Genomic DNA, 19,910 nt, shown 5'->3' with positions numbered 1-19,910 from the left:
GTCAAGGGAGTGTAATCTTGGCCACCGCGGGCCAGTGTCGTCCTACAACTCCAGTTCACCGCGCTGCGGCCCGCCGCCGCACGACCAGCCGAGGACGGTCCTCATGAGCCTCACGCCGAGCAGCACGGCCGCCGCGCGGCTGCGCGCGCGCCGCGCGTTCACGAGGCTCGTGCCCGTCCGTATCGAGGTCCTTGCGGTGCACGAGGTCCCTGACGCGAAGGAGACGCGTCGCGCCCAGGTCGATGACAACCGGGGCGCCGACTTCGGGCTGCCGTGAGCGACTGACGCCCACCCTCCGTCCTGCATGAACCATCCCCGTCCCGGGGCACGGTGACGACGCGGACGGATCGTGGGCGACCGCGCTCACCCATCAGCTCTTGCGGCCACGGCGTCCGCCGACCGCACCCGAGGACGGTTCCCATGTCCCCTTCGTCGTCGACCCCACCGACACCCCACCCCGAGGTCCCGAGCCCGTGGCGCACCGACGCCCCCGCCGCGACCGGCCTCTACGACCCGACGCGCGAGCACGACGCGTGCGGCGTCGCGTTCGTCGCGACGCTACGCGGTGCTGCGGGCCGTGACATCGTCGACGCGGGCCTCACGGCCCTGCTCAACCTCGACCACCGTGGCGCCGTCGGCGCCGAGGTGGACTCGGGCGACGGTGCAGGCATCCTCACGCAGGTGCCCGACGCCTTCCTGCGTGCCGTCGTCGGTGTCGAGCTGCCGCGCGCCGGAGCGTACGCGGTCGGTCTCGGCTTCCTCCCGCAGGACGCGGCCGACGCCGACGCCGCGGCGCGCGGTGTCGAGGCGATCGCGGCCGAGGAGCGCCTTGAGGTTCTCGCGTGGCGTGACGTGCCCGTCGTCGCGGACCTCGTCGGGCCGACGGCGCGATCCTCGATGCCGACGTTCCGTCAGCTGTTCGTCGCCGACCCCGAGGGGACCCTCGAGGGCGTCGCGCTCGACCGGCGCACGTTCCGGCTGCGCAAGCGGGCGGAGCACGAGCTCGGCGTGTTCTTTGCGTCGCTCTCCTCGCGGACCCTCACGTACAAGGGCATGCTCACGACCGGCCAGCTCGAGCCGTTCTTCCCCGACCTCTCGGACCCGCGCTTCGCGAGCCGGATCGCGCTCGTGCACTCGCGGTTCTCGACGAACACATTCCCGTCGTGGCCGCTCGCGCAGCCGATGCGCCTCGTCGCGCACAACGGCGAGATCAACACGGTCCGCGGCAACCGCAACTGGATGGCCGCGCGCCAGGGGACGCTCGCGTCCGACGTGCTCGGCGACCTCACGCCGCTCATGCCGGTGTGCTCGCCCGGGGCGAGCGACTCCGCGAGCCTCGACGAGGTGCTCGAACTCCTCCACCTCGGCGGACGTTCCCTGCCGCACGCCGTCATGATGATGGTGCCTGAGGCCTGGGAGAACAACGTCGGTATGGACCCTGCGCGCCGGGCGTTCTACGACTACCACGCGAACCTCATGGAGGCGTGGGACGGTCCCGCGAACCTCTCCTTCACCGACGGCACGGTCGTCGGCGCGGTCCTCGACCGCAACGGGCTGCGTCCGGGCCGCTTCTGGGTGACGGAGGACGGGCTCGTCGTGCTCGCCTCGGAGTCGGGCGTGCTCGACCTCGACCCGGCGACCGTCGTGCGCAAGGGCCGCCTCGAGCCGGGCCGCATGTTCCTCGTCGATACGGCCGCCGGCCGTATCGTCGAGGACGACGAGATCAAGGCCGAACTCGCCGCGCAGGCCCCGTACGCGCAGTGGATCGCGGAGAACGAGGTCTTCCTCGACCAGCTTCCCGAGCGTGAGCACATCGCGCACTCGCCGGCCTCCGTGCTGCGGCGCCAGCGCGCCTTCGGCTTCACGCAGGAGGAGGTCCGGGTCATCCTCGGTCCCATGGGCGCGACGGGTGCCGAGCCTCTCGGTGCGATGGGCTCCGACACGCCGGTCGCCGTGCTCTCGGCTCGCCCGCGCCTCATCTTCGACTACTTCACGCAGATGTTCGCGCAGGTGACGAACCCGCCGCTCGACGCGATCCGCGAGGAGCTCGTCACCTCGATTGCGGGCGCGATCGGCCCGGAGCCAAACCTCCTCGAGGAGCTTCCCGAGCACGCACGCAAGCTCATCCTGCCGTTCCCGGTCATCGACAACGACCAGCTCGCCAAGATTGTCCGCATCGACCGCGACCCGCGGCTCACGGGCATCTTCAAGGCCGAGCGGGTCCGTGGTCTCTACCGCGTTGACGGCGGGGGAGAGGCGCTCGAGGCTCGGCTCGAGGAGATCTTCGAGCAGGTCGACGACGCGATTGAGGCGGGCGCGAGCTTCATCGTCCTCTCGGACCGTGACGCGAACCACCACATGGCGGCGATCCCGTCGCTCCTGCTCACCTCGGCCGTGCACCATCACCTGCTGCGCCGTCACACGCGGACGCAGGTGTCGCTCGTCGTCGAGGCGGGCGACGTCCGCGAGGTGCACCACGTCGCGCTGCACATCGGCTACGGCGCGGCGGCGGTCAACCCGTACCTCGCGATGGAGACCGTCGAGCGACTCGCCGAGGAAGGTCTCATCGACGTCGACCCGGCGACGGCCGTGAAGAACGTCATCAAGGCGCTCGGCAAGGGCGTCCTCAAGGTCATGAGCAAGATGGGCATCTCGACGATCCAGTCGTACCGGGGTGCGCAGACCTTCGAGGCCGTCGGGCTGTCCCAGGCGCTCGTTGAGCGGTACTTCACCGGCACGACCTCGCGCCTCGGCGGCGTGGGCCTCGACGTCCTCGCGGAGGAGGTCGCGGCGCGCCACCGTGCGGCGTACCCCGCCTCGGGCAACCACCCGCCGCACGAGGACCTCGAGACGGGCGGCGAGTACCAGTGGCGCCGGGACGGTGAGGAGCACCTCTTCGACCCGGAGACGGTCTTCCGCCTCCAGCACTCGACCCGGACGCGTCAGTTCGACGTCTTCCGGGAGTACACGCGGCGGATCGACGACCAGTCGGAGCGGCTGCTCACGCTGCGTGGCCTGCTGCGCTTCACCCCCGACCGCGAGCCTGTGCCGCTCGACGAGGTCGAGCCGGTGAGCGAGATCGTCAAGCGCTTCAACACCGGCGCGATGTCGTACGGGTCGATCTCCGCAGAGACGCACGAGACGCTTGCGATCGCCATGAACATGCTCGGTGGGCGTTCGAACACGGGCGAGGGCGGCGAGGACCCGGAGCGGCTTCACGACCCGCTGCGTCGCAGCAGGGTCAAGCAGATCGCCTCGGGCCGCTTCGGGGTGACGTCGGAGTACCTGACGTTCGCGGACGACATCCAGATCAAGCTCGCGCAGGGCGCCAAGCCTGGTGAGGGCGGTCAGCTGCCGGGGCACAAGGTGTACCCGTGGATCGCGCGGACGCGTCACTCGACGCCGGGTGTCGGCCTCATCTCGCCGCCCCCGCACCACGACATCTACTCGATCGAGGATCTCGCGCAGCTCATCCACGACGCGAAGAACGCCAACCCGGCCGCGCGCATCCACGTCAAGCTCGTCTCGGAGTTTGGGGTGGGCACGGTCGCGGCCGGCGTCGCGAAGGCGCACTCGGACGTCGTGCTCATCTCGGGCCATGACGGCGGCACGGGGGCGAGCCCGCTCACGTCGCTTAAGCACGCGGGCACGCCGTGGGAGGTGGGCCTCGCGGAGACGCAGCAGACGCTCGTCCTCAACAACCTGCGCGACCGCATCACGGTGCAGGTCGACGGCCAGCTGAAGACAGGGCGCGACGTCGTCGTCGCCGCGCTCCTGGGCGCGGAGGAGTACGGCTTCGCGACCGCGCCGATGGTCGTCTCGGGCTGCATCATGATGCGCGTCTGTCATCTCGACACGTGCCCCGTCGGGGTCGCGACGCAGAACCCGGAGCTGCGCGAGCGGTTCTCGGGGAAGCCCGAGTTCGTCGTGACGTTCTTCGAGTTCCTGGCGACCGAGGTGCGTGAGCACCTCGCGGCACTGGGCTTCCGGTCGCTTGACGAGGCGATCGGCCAGGTTCAGGTGCTCGACGCCCGGCGTGCGATCGACCACTGGAAGGCGTCGGGCCTCGACCTCGCTCCGGTTCTCGAGCGGCCGCGGCCGCTCGAGGGTGCGTCGCTGCGCCGGACGCAGGCGCAGGAGCACGGGCTCGAGCATGCGCTCGACAACGAGCTCGTGCGCCTTGCAGCGCCTGCGCTCGAGCGTGGAGAGAAGGTCCGTCTCGAGGCGCGCGTCCGGAACGTCAACCGGACGATCGGCACGATGCTCGGTCACGAGGTGACGCGCCGCTACAGGGGCGAGGGGCTGCCCGACGACACGATCGAGGTCGTCCTCACCGGTTCGGCCGGCCAGTCGCTCGGTGCGTTCCTGCCGCGCGGCGTGACGCTGCGCCTGTCGGGCGACGCGAACGACTACGTCGGCAAGGGCCTCTCGGGCGGCCGCATCGCGCTCCGCCCGGACGCCTCGTCGAGGCTCGACGGCAGCCGCGACGTCATCGCGGGCAACGTCATTGGTTACGGCGCGACGTCCGGGGCGATCTTCCTGCGCGGGCTCGTCGGCGAGCGGTTCGCGGTCCGGAACTCGGGGGCGACCCTCGTGACTGAGGGCGTGGGCGACCACGCGTGCGAGTACATGACCGGCGGCACGGTCCTCGTCCTCGGGCCGACCGGGCGCAACTTCGGCGCCGGGATGTCGGGTGGTACCGCCTACGTCCTTGACCTGCGTCCGGGGTCGGTCAACAAGGCGGCTCTCGCGGGTCGCGAGCTGGCACTCGCTGCGCTCGACGACGCGGACATGCTCGTCGTCGCCGACCTGCTCGAGCAGCACCTCGCGGAGACGGGTTCCCCGCTCGCGGCGGAGCTGCTGGGCGACCTTCCTGCGGTGCGCGCCCGTTTCACACGCGTGCTGCCGACCGAGTACGCGCGGGTGCGTGACGCCCTCGCGAAGGCCGAGTCCGACGGGCTCGACCCGGGCGCCCCGGGCGTCTGGGAGAACATCCTGGAGGTGGCTCGTGGCTGATCCGCGTGGTTTTCTCAAGGTCCGTGAGCGTGAGCTCCCTGCGGACCGTCCCGTGGCTGTGCGGCTCATGGACTGGCGCGAGGTGCACGAGTACCGCGCGAACAACCCGGACGACCAGCAGATGCTGCGGAGGCAGGCGGGGCGTTGCATGGACTGCGGCGTGCCGTTCTGCCACCAGGGCTGCCCGCTCGGCAACCTCGTCCCGGAGTGGAACGACCTCGTCCGTCGGGGGCGCTACCGGGAAGCGGCGGAGCGGCTGCACGCGACGAACAACTTCCCGGAGTTCACGGGTCGCATCTGCCCCGCGCCGTGCGAGTCGGCGTGCGTTCTCGGCATCAATCAGGACCCGGTGACGATCAAGTCCGTCGAGGTCTCGATCATCGACGAGGCGTTCGCGCGCGGCTACGTCCAGCCGGTCGTCCCGCAGCGGCTCACGGGCCAGACGGTCGCCGTCGTGGGATCGGGCCCGGCGGGCCTCGCGGCTGCTCAGCAGCTGACGCGTGCGGGCCACACGGTCGTCGTGCTCGAGCGCGACGACGAGCCGGGCGGGCTCCTGCGCTACGGTGTGCCGGACTTCAAGCTCGAGAAGGTCCACGTCGAGCGGCGGCTCGAGCAGATGAGGTCGGAGGGCACGCGGTTCCGGTGCGGGGTCGAAGTCGGGAAGGACCTCACGTGGGACGAACTGAGGTCGCGGTACGACGCGGTCGTCGTCGCGACGGGCGCGACGGTCGCACGCGGCCTCTCCGTGCCGGGCGCCGAGCTCAGGGGCGTCCACGCAGCGATGGAGTACCTCCACCAGGGCAACGAGGCAGCTGCGGGCCGTGAGGTGCCGGACCAGATCGCGGCGACGGGCAAGCACGTCATCGTCATCGGCGGCGGTGACACGGGCTCCGACTGCGTGGGCACCGCGCTGCGTCAGGGTGCGGCGTACGTGACGACGCTCGCGATCGGCAAGCAGCCTCCTGCGGAACGCCCCGAGCACCAGCCGTGGCCGACGACGCCGACGCTCTTCGAGGTGTCGTCGTCCCACGCGGAGGGAGGCGAGAGGTCGTACCTCGCGTCGACGGTCGCGCTCCAGGGCGACCCGCACGGTAACGTCACTGGCCTCGTCGTCGCGACGACGGAGTACCTCGCCGACGGGCGCCGGGTGCCGACCGCGGGCACGGAGCGGATCATCCCGGCGGACCTCGTGCTCGTCGCGATGGGCTTCACCGGTCCCGAGACGACCACGTTGAGCGAGCAGACGGGTGTCGACCTCACAGGTCGTGGCCTTGTCGCGCGGGGCGACGACTACGCGACGAGCGTCCCGGGCATGTTCGTCGCGGGTGATGCCGGCCGGGGGCAGTCGCTCGTCGTATGGGCGATCGCGGAAGGTCGTGCGGCAGCCGCGTCGGTCGACGCGTACCTCCAGGGAACGACCGAGCTCCCCTCTCCCGTGCGTGCGTCGGACACCGCTCTGCGGGTCTGATCCTGTCGGCCCCGGCTCCGTGCCGGGGCCGACGTGCGTCCGGGTCGACTAGCCTGTGGCGCGGCCCACATGTCGGGACCGTCCCGACCGCCAGACGTCCTACAACCAACCCCCCCATGTGAACTAGGCTTGGAGCCATGCGCAGAGCGAAGATTGTTTGCACCATCGGTCCCGCGACCGCCTCCGCGGACCAGATCCAGAACCTCGTCGACGCCGGCATGGACGTCGCCCGAATCAACCGGAGCCACGGTGCTCCTGACGAGCACGAGCTCGTCTACCACAACGTGCGGGCCGCAGCCGCGTCCGCGAGCCGCCCCGTCGCGGTGCTCGTCGACCTCCAGGGTCCGAAGATCCGTCTCGGCAAGTTCGAGAAGGACGAAAAGTACTGGCTCGACGAGGGCGACATCTTCACGATCACGACCGACGACGTCGTGGGCACCAAGGAGCTCGTCTCGACGACCCACAAGGGTCTTCCTGGCGACGCCCGCGTCGGTGACCCGATGCTCATCGACGACGGCCGCGTCCTCGTGCGCATCGTCGAGGTCGACGGCCCGCGTGTCGTCACGCGTGTCGAGGTTGCCGGTCCCGTCTCCAACAACAAGGGCATCAACCTGCCCGGCGTCGCTGTCTCCGTCCCCGCCATGTCCGAGAAGGACGAGGAGGATCTCCGCTGGGCGATCCGCCTCGGGGCGGACATCATCGCCCTGTCGTTCGTCCGCAACGCGGCCGACTACAACGACGTGCGTCGCATCATGGAGGAGGAGGGCCGCATCCTCCCCGTCATCGCCAAGGTCGAGAAGCCGCAGGCGGTCGACAACCTCGAGGAGATCGTCGATGCGTTCGACGGCATCATGGTCGCGCGCGGCGACCTCGGCGTCGAGCTGCCGCTCGAGCAGGTGCCGCTCGTCCAGAAGCGCGCGGTCGAGCTCGCGCGCCGCAACGCGAAGCCCGTCATCGTTGCGACGCAGGTCCTCGAGTCGATGATCTCGGCGCCGCGTCCGACGCGTGCCGAGGCCTCGGACTGCGCGAACGCGGTCCTCGACGGTGCGGACGCCGTCATGCTCTCGGGCGAGACGTCGGTCGGCGACTACCCGATCGAGGCGGTCCGCACGATGGCCCGCATCATCGAGTCGACCGAGCAGCACGGCCGGGAGCGCATCGCGCCGCTCGGCTCGACCCCGCACACGCGCGGTGGTGCCATCACGCGTGCCGCGGCCGAGATCGGTGAGCGTGTGGGCGTCAAGTACCTTGCGACATTCACGCAGTCGGGTGACTCGGCGCGTCGCATGTCGCGCCTGCGTTCGTCGATCCCGCTCATCGCGTTCACCCCTGACGCGTCGGTCCGCAACGTGCTCGCGCTCAGCTGGGGTGTCCAGGCGGAGCTCGTCGACCAGGTCGCGAACACGGACGCGATGGTCCAGCTCGTCGACCAGACGCTCCGCTCGAAGGAGCTCGTCGAGGACGGCGAGTATGTCGTCGTCGTCTCGGGTGCGCCCGTCGGTGTCGTCGGTTCGACGAACAACATCACGGTCCACAAGATCGGCGAGTCGACCGGCCGTATCGCCTGACGTTCATCCCTCACTTCGAGGGGCCCCGGACCATGCGGTCCGGGGCCCCTCGCGTCGTGCAGGGGCATGTGCGGGACTCTTGTCGCTGTCAGCAGCGGCGAGACGCCCATAGCACGAGGTCACTGCGAGGTCGGTGATCGTGCCCATCGTGCGTTGTGCCACGTCCTGCGGGTGTTCGGGCGCGTCCCGCGCTGACATGCCGATCTCACGCGCGCGGCCCGGTCCCTCGGGGGACCGGGCCGCGCGTGCGCCGCGGGGGCGCGAGGGTGCCCCGAGTGGGATTCGAACCCACACTGGATCGGGTTTGAGCCGAACGCCTCTGCCGGTTGGGCTATCGGGGCCGGGGGCGGGGTAAGCATATCGCCCGGAACGTGGTGCGACGCACCCGCGGGTCCTGTGCCGGGGCGCGCTGTGACCCCGTAGGATGTGTGCGTGACAGAGAACGAGAAGAGCCCCGAGAAGATCGAGCTGGACCTGCCGCCGCTTGTCGAGCCTGAGGCGGAGAAGCCGGCCGCTGCTGGTCGTGTCCGTCGTGCGGTCGTCGCGGAGGACGAGGCGCTCATCCGCATGGACGTCGTCGAGACGCTCCGCGAGGCGGGCTTCGACGTTGTCGGTGAGGCTGGTGACGGCGAGACCGCGGTCGCGCTCGCGATCGAGCACAAGCCGGACGTCGTCGTCATGGACGTGAAGATGCCCGAGCTCGACGGTATCTCCGCGGCGGAGCGCATCGCGAAGGCGCACGCGGCGCCGGTCGTGCTGCTCACGGCGTTCTCGCAGACCGAGCTCGTCGAGCGTGCGCGGGACGCTGGCGCGATGGCGTACGTCGTCAAGCCGTTCAGCCCCGCGGACCTGCTTCCGGCCGTCGAGATCGCCATCTCGCGGTACACGCAGATCTCGGCGCTCCAGGACGAGGTCGCGGACCTCCAGGAGCGTTTCGAGACGCGCAAGCACGTCGACCGTGCCAAGGGTCTGCTCATGACGAAGATGGGCCTGTCGGAGCCTGAGTCGTTCCGCTGGATCCAGAAGACGTCGATGGACCGGCGCCTCACGATGCGTGAGGTTGCGGACGCGGTCATCGACCAGGTCGGCAAGGACTGACACCGCATGACGACGGGCCCGGCACGCTGCCGGGCCCGTCGCATGTTGTGACCTGACCGTGACCTGAGTACATTCGGTTCCGCGTGCCCGTCCCGGGCACGCGTCAGTGCCAAGCAGGGGACTTCATGAAGGAGGTGCGTCGATGGTGCGGGCATCGGTCGACGTACGCCATGCGGTTGCCGGCGATCTTCTCGAGGTCGCGGGCCTGTGCCTGACGGCACGCGAGGAGTCCTCGACGCCGACCCAGCTGTGCTCGCCCGATGTCGAGCGTGTGCGCAACCAGCTCGGCGTGCTGCTGTCCGTGCCGGGCGGGCGTGTGCTCGTCGCGCGGCACGACGGAGTTGCGGTGGGGCTTCTCCTCGGACGGATTGTCGAGGCGAACATCTATCACGACGCCCCTGTGCTCTACATCGAGGCGCTGTTTGTCGACCAGGGCTTCCGCCGGCGCGGCGCCGGGCACGCACTGCTCGCGGCTGCGGCGGAGATCGCGCTCGAGGTCGGCGCAGAGGAGGTCTACTCCGTGCCGCTCCCTGGGTCGCGCGGCGTGCAGCGCTTCCTCCTGCGCCTCGGGTTCGCACCGGCCGCGTCGCACCGTGTCGTCCAGACGGCGACGCCCGTCCGCCGACTCGAGTCGGACCCGGTGTCTGCTCGTCGCGGGTCTCGTGGGCTCGAGGACCTCATCGCACGGCGCCGCAAGGCGCGCATCGAGACGCACTCGGGTCCCGTCGACCTACGCGAGCTCCAGGCGCGGCTGCGTGCGGAACGTCTGGGGTCGCCGGCGACCCCGGGGGCGGGTGTCCCGGTCGCGGACGGCGTCGCTGAGACGCGTGCCCGCCGTCGGCTGACGTCGGCGGGCTGAGCCCGGGCTGCAGTCACCCGGTGCGAGCGGCTCTCAGCGTGCGTCGAGGATCATGCACGTGAGCCGTGCCGTGCAGACGCGCCGGCCCGCGTCGTCGTGGACGACGATCTCGTAGCTCGCGAGGGTGCGGCCGAGGTGAAGCGCGTTCGCGACGGCGGTAACGGTCCCCGAGCGGACCCCCTTGTGGTGGGTCGCGTTGAGGTCGAGCCCGACGACCCCGCGACCCGTGCCGGCGTGCGCGATCGCGGCGTACGAGGCGAGGGTCTCGGCGAGCGCTGCGGAGGCACCGCCGTGGAGGAGCCCTGCGGGCTGCGTGTTGCCCTCGACGGGCATCGTCGCGACGGCGCGCTCGGCGGTGAGCTCGAGGATCTCGATGCCCATGCGCTCGTGGAGCGTGCCGTGCGCCGAACGGGCGACGAGCTCTCGCTGCGCGTCGGTGAGGGGGGTGCGGACGTCCGGGTGGGTGTCGGTCATGGGAGATAGGTTGTCAGGTGTGAACGACAACGTGCGACCCCGGCTGCTGCTCATCGACGGACACTCCATGGCGTTCCGCGCGTTCTTCGCGCTGCCCGCGGACAAGTTCACGACGTCGGGGGGTCAGCACACCAATGCGGTGCACGGCTTCGTGTCGATGCTCGCGAACCTCATCAAGAACGAGCAGCCCACGCATGTCGCGGTCGCGTTCGACGCGGGTTCGACGACGTTCCGTACGGAGCGCTTCCCGCAGTACAAAGGCGGCCGCGACGCGACGCCTGAGCCCTTCAAGGGCCAGGTGCCGCTCATCCGTGAGGTGCTCGACGCTCTTCGGATCACGCACTACGAGCGCGAGTTGATCGAGGCCGACGACATCCTCGCGACGTGGTCGTACGAGGCAAGCTCGCGCGGCTGGGACGTCCTCGTATGCTCGGGGGACCGCGACTCGCTGCAGTTCGTCACGGACACGGTGACGGTGCTCTACCCGGTCAAGGGCGTCTCGGAACTTGCGCGCATGACACCTGACGCCGTCGAGGCGAAGTACGGGGTGCGTCCTGAGCGCTACCCGGATCTCGCGGCGCTCGTGGGGGAGTCGGCGGACAACATCCCGGGCGTGCCGAAGGTCGGCCCAAAGACGGCCGCGAAGTGGCTCACGCAGTACGGCGACCTCGAGGGTGTCCTCGCGCATGCCGACGAGATCACGGGGGTTGCGGGCCAGAACCTGCGGGAGCACATCGACCAGGTGCGGCTCAACCGAGAGCTCAACCACCTCCTCACGGACCTCGAGCTGCCCTACGCGCCGGAGGACCTCGTCGCGCGCCCGTGGAACCGCGAGGCGATGCACACGATCTTCGACGCGCTGCAGTTCCGGACGCTGCGCGACCGCCTGCTCGCGATGATGCCGGCCGAGGAGCGGGGCGACGACGACGTCGTCGCGGGTCCTCAGCTGGAACTCGACGACGTCGCGCCGGGCGGGCTCGGTGCGTGGCTCGCCGTCCGCGTGGGGAAGCGTCTCGGGCTCGAGGTGCGGGGGCGGGCGGTTCCGGGTTCGGGTGACGCTGACCTTCTTGCTCTCGGGGACGCGGACGCGCACGCGGTCGTCGTCGATCTCACGGAGATCGACCCCGCCGATGACGCCGCGCTCGGTGCATGGCTCGCGGACGAGGACGCACCCAAGGTCGTCCACGGCGGCAAGGCGCGCTGGCACGAGCTGCAGGGGCGTGGCTACGCGCTTCGCGGGGTCACGCTCGACACCGAGCTCGCGGCGTACCTGTGCCACCCGGACCAGCGGACGTTCGACCTCGAGGACCTCACGATCCGCTCGCTCCACCGTGAGATCGGCGCGGCGTCGGCGGGGGGTACGCAGGGTTCGCTCGACCTCGATCTCGACGGTGACGGGGGGGAGCTCAGGGTGCTCGCGGAGCGGGCATCGATCCTCGTGCCGCTCGGGGAGGCGCTGGCCGACGACCTCGCAGACCGCAGCGCGACGAAGCTCCTCGATCTTCTTGAGCTGCCGCTGGCTGACGTCCTCGCGCGCATGGAGGACACGGGGATCGCGGTCGACGTCGACCTGCTCCGCGAACTCGACGCGGAGTTCGGCGAGCAGGCACGGCACGCGGCCGAGGAGGCGTACGCGGTCATCGGGCGCGAGGTGAACCTCGGCTCGCCTAAGCAGCTCCAGGAGGTGCTCTTCGACCAACTGGACATGCCGCGAACCAAGAAGATCAAGACGGGCTACACGACGGACGCGGCCGCGCTCACGGAGCTGTTCGCGAAGACGCAGCACCCGTTCCTCGAGCACCTGCTCGCGCACCGTGACGTGACGAAGTTGCGTCAGACGGTCGAGACGCTCCTGCGCTACGTCGGTCCTGACGGTCGCATCCACACCACGTTCCAGCAGACGGTCGCGGCCACGGGACGGCTGAGCTCTGCGGACCCCAACCTTCAGAACATTCCGATCCGCACGGCTGCCGGACGGCGCATCCGCCGCGCCTTCGTCGTCGGTGACGGCTACGAGACGCTGCTCACCGCGGACTACTCCCAGATCGAGATGCGCATCATGGCGCACCTGTCGGGCGACGAGGGACTCATCGAGGCGTTCCGGTCGGGCGAAGACCTCCACAACTATGTCGCGTCCCGGGTGTTCGGCGTCGCGACGACGGACGTGAGCCCTGCTCAGCGGTCGAAGATCAAGGCGATGAGCTACGGCCTCGCGTACGGGCTGTCAGCCTTCGGCCTCTCGAAGCAGCTCGGCATCGAGGTCGGCGAGGCGCAGAAGCTCATGGACGACTACTTCACGCGCTTCGGCGGCGTGAGGACGTACCTCCACGAGGTCGTCGAGGCTGCGCGTGCGACGGGCTACACCGAGACGATCCTCGGGCGTCGGCGCTACCTGCCGGACCTCACGAGCGACAATCGTCAACGGCGCGAGATCGCCGAGCGGGTCGCGCTCAACTCCCCGATCCAGGGGTCCGCTGCGGACATCATCAAGATCGCCATGCTCGAGGTGCGCAAGGAACTCGACACGCGCGGCCTGCGCTCGCGCCTCCTCCTCCAGGTCCATGACGAGCTTGTCCTCGAGGTCGCGCCGGGCGAGCTCGAGGAGGTCGAGGCGCTCCTGCGTGCGGCGATGGGCGGGGCTGCGAAGCTCTCGGTGCCGCTCGACGTCTCCGTCGGCACGGGCCCGAACTGGCACGACGCGGGGCACTGACCCGGAGCGCTGATCCGCGCGGGGTGCGCGCCGCGGTGCCGACTGCGTCCGCGAGGCGGGCGTGCGGTTGTCCTGGCTCAGCGCCAGCGCGTGACGAAGATCGCGGTGCCGGGCAGCACCCTGCCACGCACGGGGCTCCAGCCGCCCCACGCACGGTCGTGGCCCGCGGGCCACTCGGGCTCGACGATGTCGAGGATCTCGAGGCCCGCGGCGACGACGTCTCGCACGTGGTCGCCGACGGTCCGGTGGTACTCGACGTATGTGACGCGGCCGGCGTCGTCACGCTCGGCGTAGGGCGTCCGGTCGAAGTACGAGGACGTCGCGGTGAGCCCGCGTTCCGTCGGGTCGTCGGGGAACGCCCAGCGGACGGGGTGCGTGACGGAGAAGACCCACCGTCCGCCAGGGCGCAGGACGCGTGCCGCCTCGGCGTGCACCGTGCGGGCGTCGGGCACGAACGGGATCGCGCCGTACGCGGTGAAGACCGCGTCGAAGCTGGCGTCCGCGAAGGGGAGCGCGCGGGCGTCGGCCTGGACGAGCGGGGGCGTCTCTGGCAGCGTCCGCCGGGCTCCGAGCATCCCGCCCGAGAGGTCGGTCGCGACGGCCTGCGCACCGCGGCCGCGGAGCCAGCGCGAGCACTGCGCGGCACCGGCCCCGATCTCGAGGATGTCGGCACCGGTAACGTCGCCGAGCAGGTGGGCGTCGGCCTCTCGGAGGCCCTCGGGGCACCAGCAGAAGTCGTCGTCGCCGAGGAAGCCTCCGTGCTCGTCGAGGTACTCGGCGGCGTTCTCGTCCCACCAGCTGCGGCCCGCGGGGCCGGCGGACTCGGGCGGGACGTCCTGGTATCCGGCACGCTGCTGCATCGGCCTATCGTCCCACGGTGCGGGACACGCGCCCGGGAAGGACCTTCGGCACCGGAAATCGGTCTCCGCCGTGGGTAAAGTTGGAGGTACGAACGGCGTGAGGACGCGACCCGGCGTCTGCCCGGTCGTGCTCGCGCACTACGCGAGGGAGCTTTCTCTGATGCGCATCGGCCTTCTCACGGGCGGCGGCGACTGCCCGGGCCTCAACGCGGCGATCCGGGCGATCGTCAAGCAGGGGCTCGGGGAGTACGGGCACCAGATCATCGGGTTCCGCAACGGGTGGAAGGGCGTCGTCGACGGCGACATCCAGCCGCTCGAGCGCCAGCACATCCGCAACGTCCTCTCGATGGGCGGCACCCTGCTGTCGACCGCGCGGTTCCACCCGCGCGAGGAGGACGGCTCGATGGACGCGGTCCTCCAGACGCTCGAGGCCGAGAAGATCGAGGCGCTCATCTGCATCGGCGGTGACGGAACGCTCCACGCGGCGAGCAAGGTCGCCGACGCCGGCGTGAAGATCGTCGCGATCCCCAAGACGATCGACAACGACGTCGCGGGGACCGACCTCTCGATCGGCTTCCACACCGCGGTGAACATCGCGACGGAGGCGATCGACCGGATCCACACGACGGCGGAGTCCCACAACCGCGTCATGGTTGTCGAGGTCATGGGGCGTCACGCCGGCTGGATCGCGGTGAACTCTGGCATCGCCGGTGGCGCCGAGATCGTCCTGGCTCCCGAGGAGCCGTTCGACATGGACCGTGTCGTGAAGTTCCTCCAGCACCGCCACAAGGCGCACGCGAACTTCTCGATCGTCGTCGTCGCGGAGGGCGCTCACGCGAGGCAGGGCTCGTCGATGGAGTACGAGGTCCAGCTCGGCAAGTACGGCGAGATCGTCGCCGGCGCGATCGGCGAGCGGGTCGCTGCGGAGATCCAGGCGCGGACGGGCTTCGACACCCGCCTCACGGTGCTCGGGCATGTCCAGCGCGGCGGGACGCCGACGCCGACGGACCGTATCCTCGGTTCGCGTTTCGGTGTGGCCGCGGTCGACGCGATCACGGCGGGGGAGACCAACGTCATGACGGCGCTCCAGGGCGAGGACATCGTCCTCGTGCCTCTCCCCGAGATCGCGGGCCGCGTCAAGCAGGTTCCCGACGACCTCCTGCGCGTCGCCCGGGTCCTCGCCTGAGGTTGGCCTCGACGCCTCTCCCGACGCACGTCGGGAGGGGCGTCGCTGCGTGTGCGGACAAGTGGTAGTGTTGACGCGGTCTCTCGTGGGTGAGCCATGTCCTCCGTGAGGAGCGACGGGTCCGCGGGAGGCACACATCCATCCGTACTACTTCCTGTCCGCATCGGAGCACCTGACTCAATGACCACCCCCACCACGAAGCAGATCGCTGTCAACGACATCGGTTCTGCCGAGGACTTCCTCGCTGCCGTCGACGCCACCATCAAGTACTTCAACGATGGCGACATCGTCGAGGGCACCATCGTCAAGGTCGACCGCGACGAGGTCCTTCTCGACATCGGCTACAAGACCGAGGGTGTCATCCCCTCGCGTGAGCTCTCCATCAAGCACGACGTCGACCCGGGCGAGGTCGTCCAGGTGGGTGACGCGGTCGAGGCGCTCGTTCTCCAGAAGGAGGACAAGGAGGGTCGCCTCATCCTGTCCAAGAAGCGCGCCCAGTACGAGCGCGCCTGGGGCACGATCGAGAAGGTTAAGGAAGAGGACGGCGTCGTCACCGGCACCGTCATCGAGGTCGTCAAGGGTGGCCTCATCCTCGACATCGGCCTCCGTGGCTTCCTCCCGGCGTCGCTCGTCGAGATGCGTCGCGTCCGCGACCTCCAGCCGTACGTCGGCAAGGAGATCGAGGCGAAGATCATCGAGCTCGACAAGAACCGCAACAACGTCGTCCTCTCGCGCCGTGCGTGGCTCGAGCAGACGCAGTCCGAGGTGCGCTCGACCTTCCTGCAGACCCTGCAGAAGGGCCAGGTCCGCCCCGGTGTGGTCTCGTCGATCGTCAACTTCGGTGCGTTCGTGGACCTCGGCGGCGTCGACGGTCTCGTCCACGTCTCCGAGCTCTCGTGGAAGCACATCGACCACCCGTCCGAGGTCGTCGAGGTCGGCCAGGAGGTCACGGTCGAGGTTCTCGACGTCGACTTCGACCGCGAGCGTGTCTCGCTGTCGCTCAAGGCGACGCAGGAGGACCCGTGGCAGGCGTTCGCCCGGACCCACGCCATCGGCCAGGTCGTCCCGGGTAAGGTCACCAAGCTCGTCCCGTTCGGCGCGTTCGTGCGCGTCGAGGACGGCATCGAGGGCCTCGTCCACATCTCGGAGCTCGCGCAGCGTCACGTCGAGCTGCCGGAGCAGGTCGTCCAGGTCGGCGACTCCGCGTTCGTCAAGGTCATCGACATCGACCTCGAGCGCCGCCGCATCTCGCTCTCGCTCAAGCAGGCCAACGAGGGTGTGGACCCGGAGTCCGAGGACTTCGACCCCGCGCTCTACGGCATGGCTGCCGAGTACGACGAGCAGGGCAACTACAAGTTCCCCGAGGGCTTCGACCCCGAGACGCAGGAGTGGCTCGAGGGCTTCGAGGCGCAGCGTGAGACGTGGGAGGCGCAGTACGCCCAGGCCCACGAGCGCTGGGAGGCGCACCGCAAGCAGGTCGCGGACGCCATCACGGCGGACGCCGAGGCTGCGGCCGGTGGCAGCAGCTCGTCCGAGTCGGCTCCGTCGACCTACTCCTCGGCTCCTGCCCAGGAGGAGACTGCGGGTACGCTCGCGTCCGACGAGGCTCTCGCCGCTCTGCGCGAGAAGCTCACGGGCAACTGATCGAGCACCGTCCCTGACGGTCGTTCGGAGGCCGGTCACCGCACATGCGGTGGCCGGCCTCCGGCGTTCCCGGGGCGGACCGGGTCGAGCGCGCGCGAGGCTCCGCAGGCGGATTCATACGGCTGTCCGCAGATGCGGGGGTGTGCGGCCTCGTGCGCTCAGGCACGCGTGCGTCGTGCGACCACGCACTCGACCGGGGTTCGCGGCGGCAATGCTGCGGTGATTGCGTGCCTGCACCCGTTGACGGTGCTGCCACGCAAGAACCGTGACGCGCCCGACGGCCCGCGCGCGGCCCCTTGCGTGCACGTACCCTCGCGGGATGCTGTGACGCAAGGAAGATGGCGCGCAGGCTGGAGCTCAGGCGTCGGCGTCGTCAAGACCCGGGGCGAGCTGGGTCTCGTAGAGGTCCGCGTAGAGGCCGCCCTGGGCGAGCAGCTCTGCGTGGGTGCCGTGCGCGACGATCCGTCCGGAATCGACGACGAGGATCGCATCGGCGTCACGCACCGTCGAGAGCCGGTGGGCGATGACGAGCGCCGTGCGGCCTTCGAGGGCCCGGTCGAACGCACGCTGGACGGCGGCCTCGGACTCCGAGTCGAGGTGCGCGGTCGCCTCATCGAGGATGACGACGGCCGGCGCCTTGAGGAGCAGACGGGCGATCGCGAGACGCTGCCGCTCACCACCGGAGAGCCGGTAACCACGATCACCGACGACGGTGTCGATGCCGTCGGGAAGGGACTCGACGAGATCGAGGACGTGCGCTGCCCGCAGCGCCTCGAGGATCTCGTCGTCGGTCGCTCCTGGCTTGGCGTAGCGGAGGTTGCCGGCGATCGAGTCGTGGAACATGTGGGAGTCCTGCGGGACGGTGCCGACGGCGGCGCGCAGGGAGGCGAGAGAGACGTCGCGCAGGTCCTCGCCGGCGATCCGCACCGTGCCGTCCGTCGGGTCGTACATGCGTGTGACGAGATGGGTGAGCGTCGTCTTGCCTGCGCCGGACGGCCCGACGATCGCGACCGTCTGGCCGGGCTCGACGCGGAACGTCACGCCGGTGAGCGTGTCTGCCTCCGGGTCGTTCGTGAGCGACGCGACCGACTCGAGGGACGCGAGGGACACCTCGGACGCCGCAGGGTAGCGGAACGTCACCTTGTCGAGCTCGACCGAGGCACCGCGGGCGATGATCGCGGGGGAGAGATCGCGGGCATCGTCGGCGTCGCGGACGCTCGGCTCGAGGTCGAGGACCTCGAGGACCCGCTCGAAGCTCACGAGCGCGGTGAGGACGTCGACCTGGACGTTGGACAGTGACGTGAGCGGTCCGTAAAGGCGTGTGAGGTAGCTCGTGAGCGCGACGAGGACACCGATCGTGAGCGAACCGCTGATCGTCGCGAGGCCGCCGAACGCGTAGACGACCGCGACCGCGATGGCAGCGACCGTGACGAGGGAGACGCGGAAGACCGTGTTGTACATCGCGAGGCGGACCCCGATGTCCCGGACGCGTGCCGCCTGGGTGCGGTACATCAGAGACTCGTCCTCGGGCCGGCCGTAGATCTTCGCGAGCTGCGCGCCCGCGACGTTGAACCGCTCCGTCATGGTCTGCGCGGCGTCGGCGTTGAGACCGTACGCCTCGCGCGTCACCCGGGCGATGCGCGGTCCGATCCACCGTGCCGGGACGATGAACGCAGGCACGAGCGCGAGCGACACGAGGGTCAGCTGCCACGACATGGTGAACATCGCGGCGAGGACGAACACGACGGTGAGCACGTTCGAGACGACGTTCTGGAGGGTTGACGTGAACGCCTGCTGGGCGCCGAGGACGTCCCCGTTGAGCCGCTGCACGAGCGCGCCGGTCCGCGTCCGGGAGAAGAAGGCGAGGGGCATCGACTGGACGTGGTCGAAGACGGAGGTGCGCAGGTCGAGGATGAGACCCTCGCCGATGCTCGTCGACAGCCACCGCTGCACGAGCACGAGAGCGCCGGAGGCGAGGGAGACCACCCCAACCGCGACCGAGAACCAGATGACGAGGTCACGGCGACCCGCGGAGATGCCGTCGTCGATGATCGCACGGTACAGCAGAGGGGTGACCGCGCCGAGTGCAGCGTCGACAGCGATGATCGCGAGGAACGCGGAGAGCCGACCGCGGTACGGGCGAGCGAACTCGAGGACGCGCCGGAACGTGCCGCTGCGCAGTCTCGTGCCCCGTACCGAGGCGTCCTGCCGGAACGACCTGAACTGACCGCCACCCATCCCGGGGTGCATCCCTGACATCGTTCCTCCACTCTGTGGGGAGGCGACCCCCCGTCCTCCGACCCTAGCCCCGCGCGACGCTGCTCAGGTGCATCGGCCTGTTGCTGTGCTGAGACGTCGGGGGCAGGATGTCGACATGACGCGCATCGGACTGACGGGTGGGATCGCCGCGGGCAAGTCGGTGGTCGCCTCCCGCCTGCGCGAGTTGGGTGCGGTTGTCGTCGACCATGACGTCATCGCGCGTCAGGTTGTCGCCCCGGGCACGGTCGGGCTCGGCATCGTCGTCGATCGCTTCGGCGACGACGTGCTCGACGAGGACGGCGTGCTCGACCGTGCGGCTCTCGGGCACATCGTCTTTAACGACCCGCAGGCTCGGTCCGATCTTGAGGCGATCCTGCACCCGCAGATCGCGCGCGTCGCAGCCGAGGAGGAGGCGCGGGCGGTCGCCGCCGATCCGCGGGCCGTCATCGTGCACGACGTCCCGCTTCTCGTCGAGACGGGGCAGTCCGACGACTTCCATGTGCTCGTCGTCGTCCACGCACCCGCCGATCTCCGCATCGCGCGACTCGTCGAAACCCGTGGGGCGACCCTGCCGGAGGCTCGCCGGCGCCTTGCGGCGCAGGCGGGCGACGAAGAACGGCTCGCCGCGGCCGACGTCGTCCTCGACGGGTCGGGAGACGTCGAGCACCTGCGGGAGCAGGTTGACGAGCTCTGGCGTCGACTCCACGAGCAGGTGGCCCAGGAGCAGGACGCCTGACGTTCACGCACGACGCCTGAGGGGCACCGACC

13 protein-coding genes and 1 tRNA gene are annotated in these 19,910 nt (G+C 70.1%); 10 read left to right on the top strand and 4 right to left on the bottom strand.

The annotated features are described in order from the left end of the window. The first annotated feature begins 103 nt into the window (after positions 1 to 103). The 4 genes from C1729_RS14505 (at position 104) to pyk (ending at position 8,052) form a co-directional block, all read left to right on the top strand. Positions 104 to 277, top strand: a complete 174-nt coding sequence (locus C1729_RS14505) for a hypothetical protein (RefSeq protein WP_165375411.1) — start codon at positions 104 to 106, stop codon at positions 275 to 277. A 143-nt stretch (positions 278 to 420) separates the two neighbouring features. Next, positions 421 to 5,016 (top strand): glutamate synthase large subunit, encoded by a 4,596-nt coding sequence (gltB, locus tag C1729_RS03975; RefSeq protein WP_102508800.1) that lies wholly within the window; start codon positions 421 to 423, stop codon positions 5,014 to 5,016. Then, positions 5,009 to 6,484, top strand: a complete 1,476-nt coding sequence (locus tag C1729_RS03970; protein ID WP_102508799.1) for a glutamate synthase subunit beta — start codon at positions 5,009 to 5,011, stop codon at positions 6,482 to 6,484. The genes gltB and C1729_RS03970 overlap by 8 nt, the downstream gene beginning before the upstream one ends. A 137-nt stretch (positions 6,485 to 6,621) precedes the next feature. Beyond that, the gene (pyk, locus tag C1729_RS03965) at positions 6,622 to 8,052 is read left to right on the top strand and encodes a pyruvate kinase (RefSeq protein ID WP_102508798.1); all 1,431 of its coding nucleotides are present in this window, start codon (positions 6,622 to 6,624) and stop codon (positions 8,050 to 8,052) included. A 267-nt stretch (positions 8,053 to 8,319) separates the two neighbouring features. Here the strand turns inward: pyk and C1729_RS03960 are convergent. After that, positions 8,320 to 8,393 (bottom strand) — tRNA-Leu (locus tag C1729_RS03960). A gap of 121 nt (positions 8,394 to 8,514) precedes the next feature. Here C1729_RS03960 and C1729_RS03955 point away from each other — a divergent pair. Together C1729_RS03955 and C1729_RS03950 are read left to right on the top strand one after the other, a co-directional pair. Further along, the gene (locus C1729_RS03955; RefSeq protein WP_407925821.1) at positions 8,515 to 9,150 is read left to right on the top strand and encodes an ANTAR domain-containing response regulator; all 636 of its coding nucleotides are present in this window, start codon (positions 8,515 to 8,517) and stop codon (positions 9,148 to 9,150) included. Between the two features lie 142 nt (positions 9,151 to 9,292). Further along, complete coding sequence (locus tag C1729_RS03950; RefSeq protein WP_102508796.1) at positions 9,293 to 10,009, top strand: GNAT family N-acetyltransferase; 717 nt, start codon at positions 9,293 to 9,295, stop codon at positions 10,007 to 10,009. 33 nt (positions 10,010 to 10,042) lie between these two features. Here C1729_RS03950 and C1729_RS03945 read toward each other — a convergent pair whose 3' ends face one another. Next, complete coding sequence (locus tag C1729_RS03945; protein ID WP_102508795.1) at positions 10,043 to 10,483, bottom strand: PaaI family thioesterase; 441 nt, start codon at positions 10,481 to 10,483, stop codon at positions 10,043 to 10,045. Here C1729_RS03945 and polA point away from each other — a divergent pair. Then, entirely contained in the window at positions 10,482 to 13,193 is a 2,712-nt protein-coding gene (gene polA, locus C1729_RS03940) for a DNA polymerase I (protein WP_102510501.1), read from the top strand. The two genes, C1729_RS03945 and polA, sit on opposite strands and share 2 nt — an antisense overlap. Before the next feature lie 77 nt (positions 13,194 to 13,270). Here polA and C1729_RS03935 read toward each other — a convergent pair whose 3' ends face one another. Continuing rightward, positions 13,271 to 14,053, bottom strand: a complete 783-nt coding sequence (locus C1729_RS03935) for a class I SAM-dependent methyltransferase (RefSeq protein WP_102508794.1) — start codon at positions 14,051 to 14,053, stop codon at positions 13,271 to 13,273. A 160-nt stretch (positions 14,054 to 14,213) separates the two neighbouring features. Between C1729_RS03935 and C1729_RS03930 the strand changes: the two genes are divergently transcribed. Continuing rightward, a complete protein-coding gene (locus tag C1729_RS03930) occupies positions 14,214 to 15,239 on the top strand; it encodes a 6-phosphofructokinase (protein ID WP_102510500.1) in 1,026 nt (341 codons plus the stop codon). A 180-nt stretch (positions 15,240 to 15,419) separates the two neighbouring features. Next, complete coding sequence (gene rpsA / locus C1729_RS03925; protein ID WP_102508793.1) at positions 15,420 to 16,883, top strand: 30S ribosomal protein S1; 1,464 nt, start codon at positions 15,420 to 15,422, stop codon at positions 16,881 to 16,883. Positions 16,884 to 17,240: 357 nt separating this feature from the next. Here the strand turns inward: rpsA and C1729_RS03920 are convergent, their stop codons facing one another. Further along, complete coding sequence (locus tag C1729_RS03920) at positions 17,241 to 19,142, bottom strand: ABC transporter ATP-binding protein (RefSeq protein WP_242493705.1); 1,902 nt, start codon at positions 19,140 to 19,142, stop codon at positions 17,241 to 17,243. 115 nt (positions 19,143 to 19,257) lie between these two features. Here C1729_RS03920 and coaE point away from each other — a divergent pair, with 115 nt between their 5' ends. After that, positions 19,258 to 19,878, top strand: a complete 621-nt coding sequence (gene coaE / locus C1729_RS03915) for a dephospho-CoA kinase (RefSeq protein ID WP_102508791.1) — start codon at positions 19,258 to 19,260, stop codon at positions 19,876 to 19,878. Positions 19,879 to 19,910 lie beyond the last annotated feature (32 nt).

The organism is Sanguibacter massiliensis (genome assembly GCF_900240335.1).
Classification (GTDB): Bacteria; Actinomycetota; Actinomycetes; order Actinomycetales; family Cellulomonadaceae; genus Flavimobilis; species Flavimobilis massiliensis.
The sequence above is the reverse complement of the archived record's forward strand: the minus strand, read 5'-3'. Positions and strand labels throughout refer to the sequence as shown.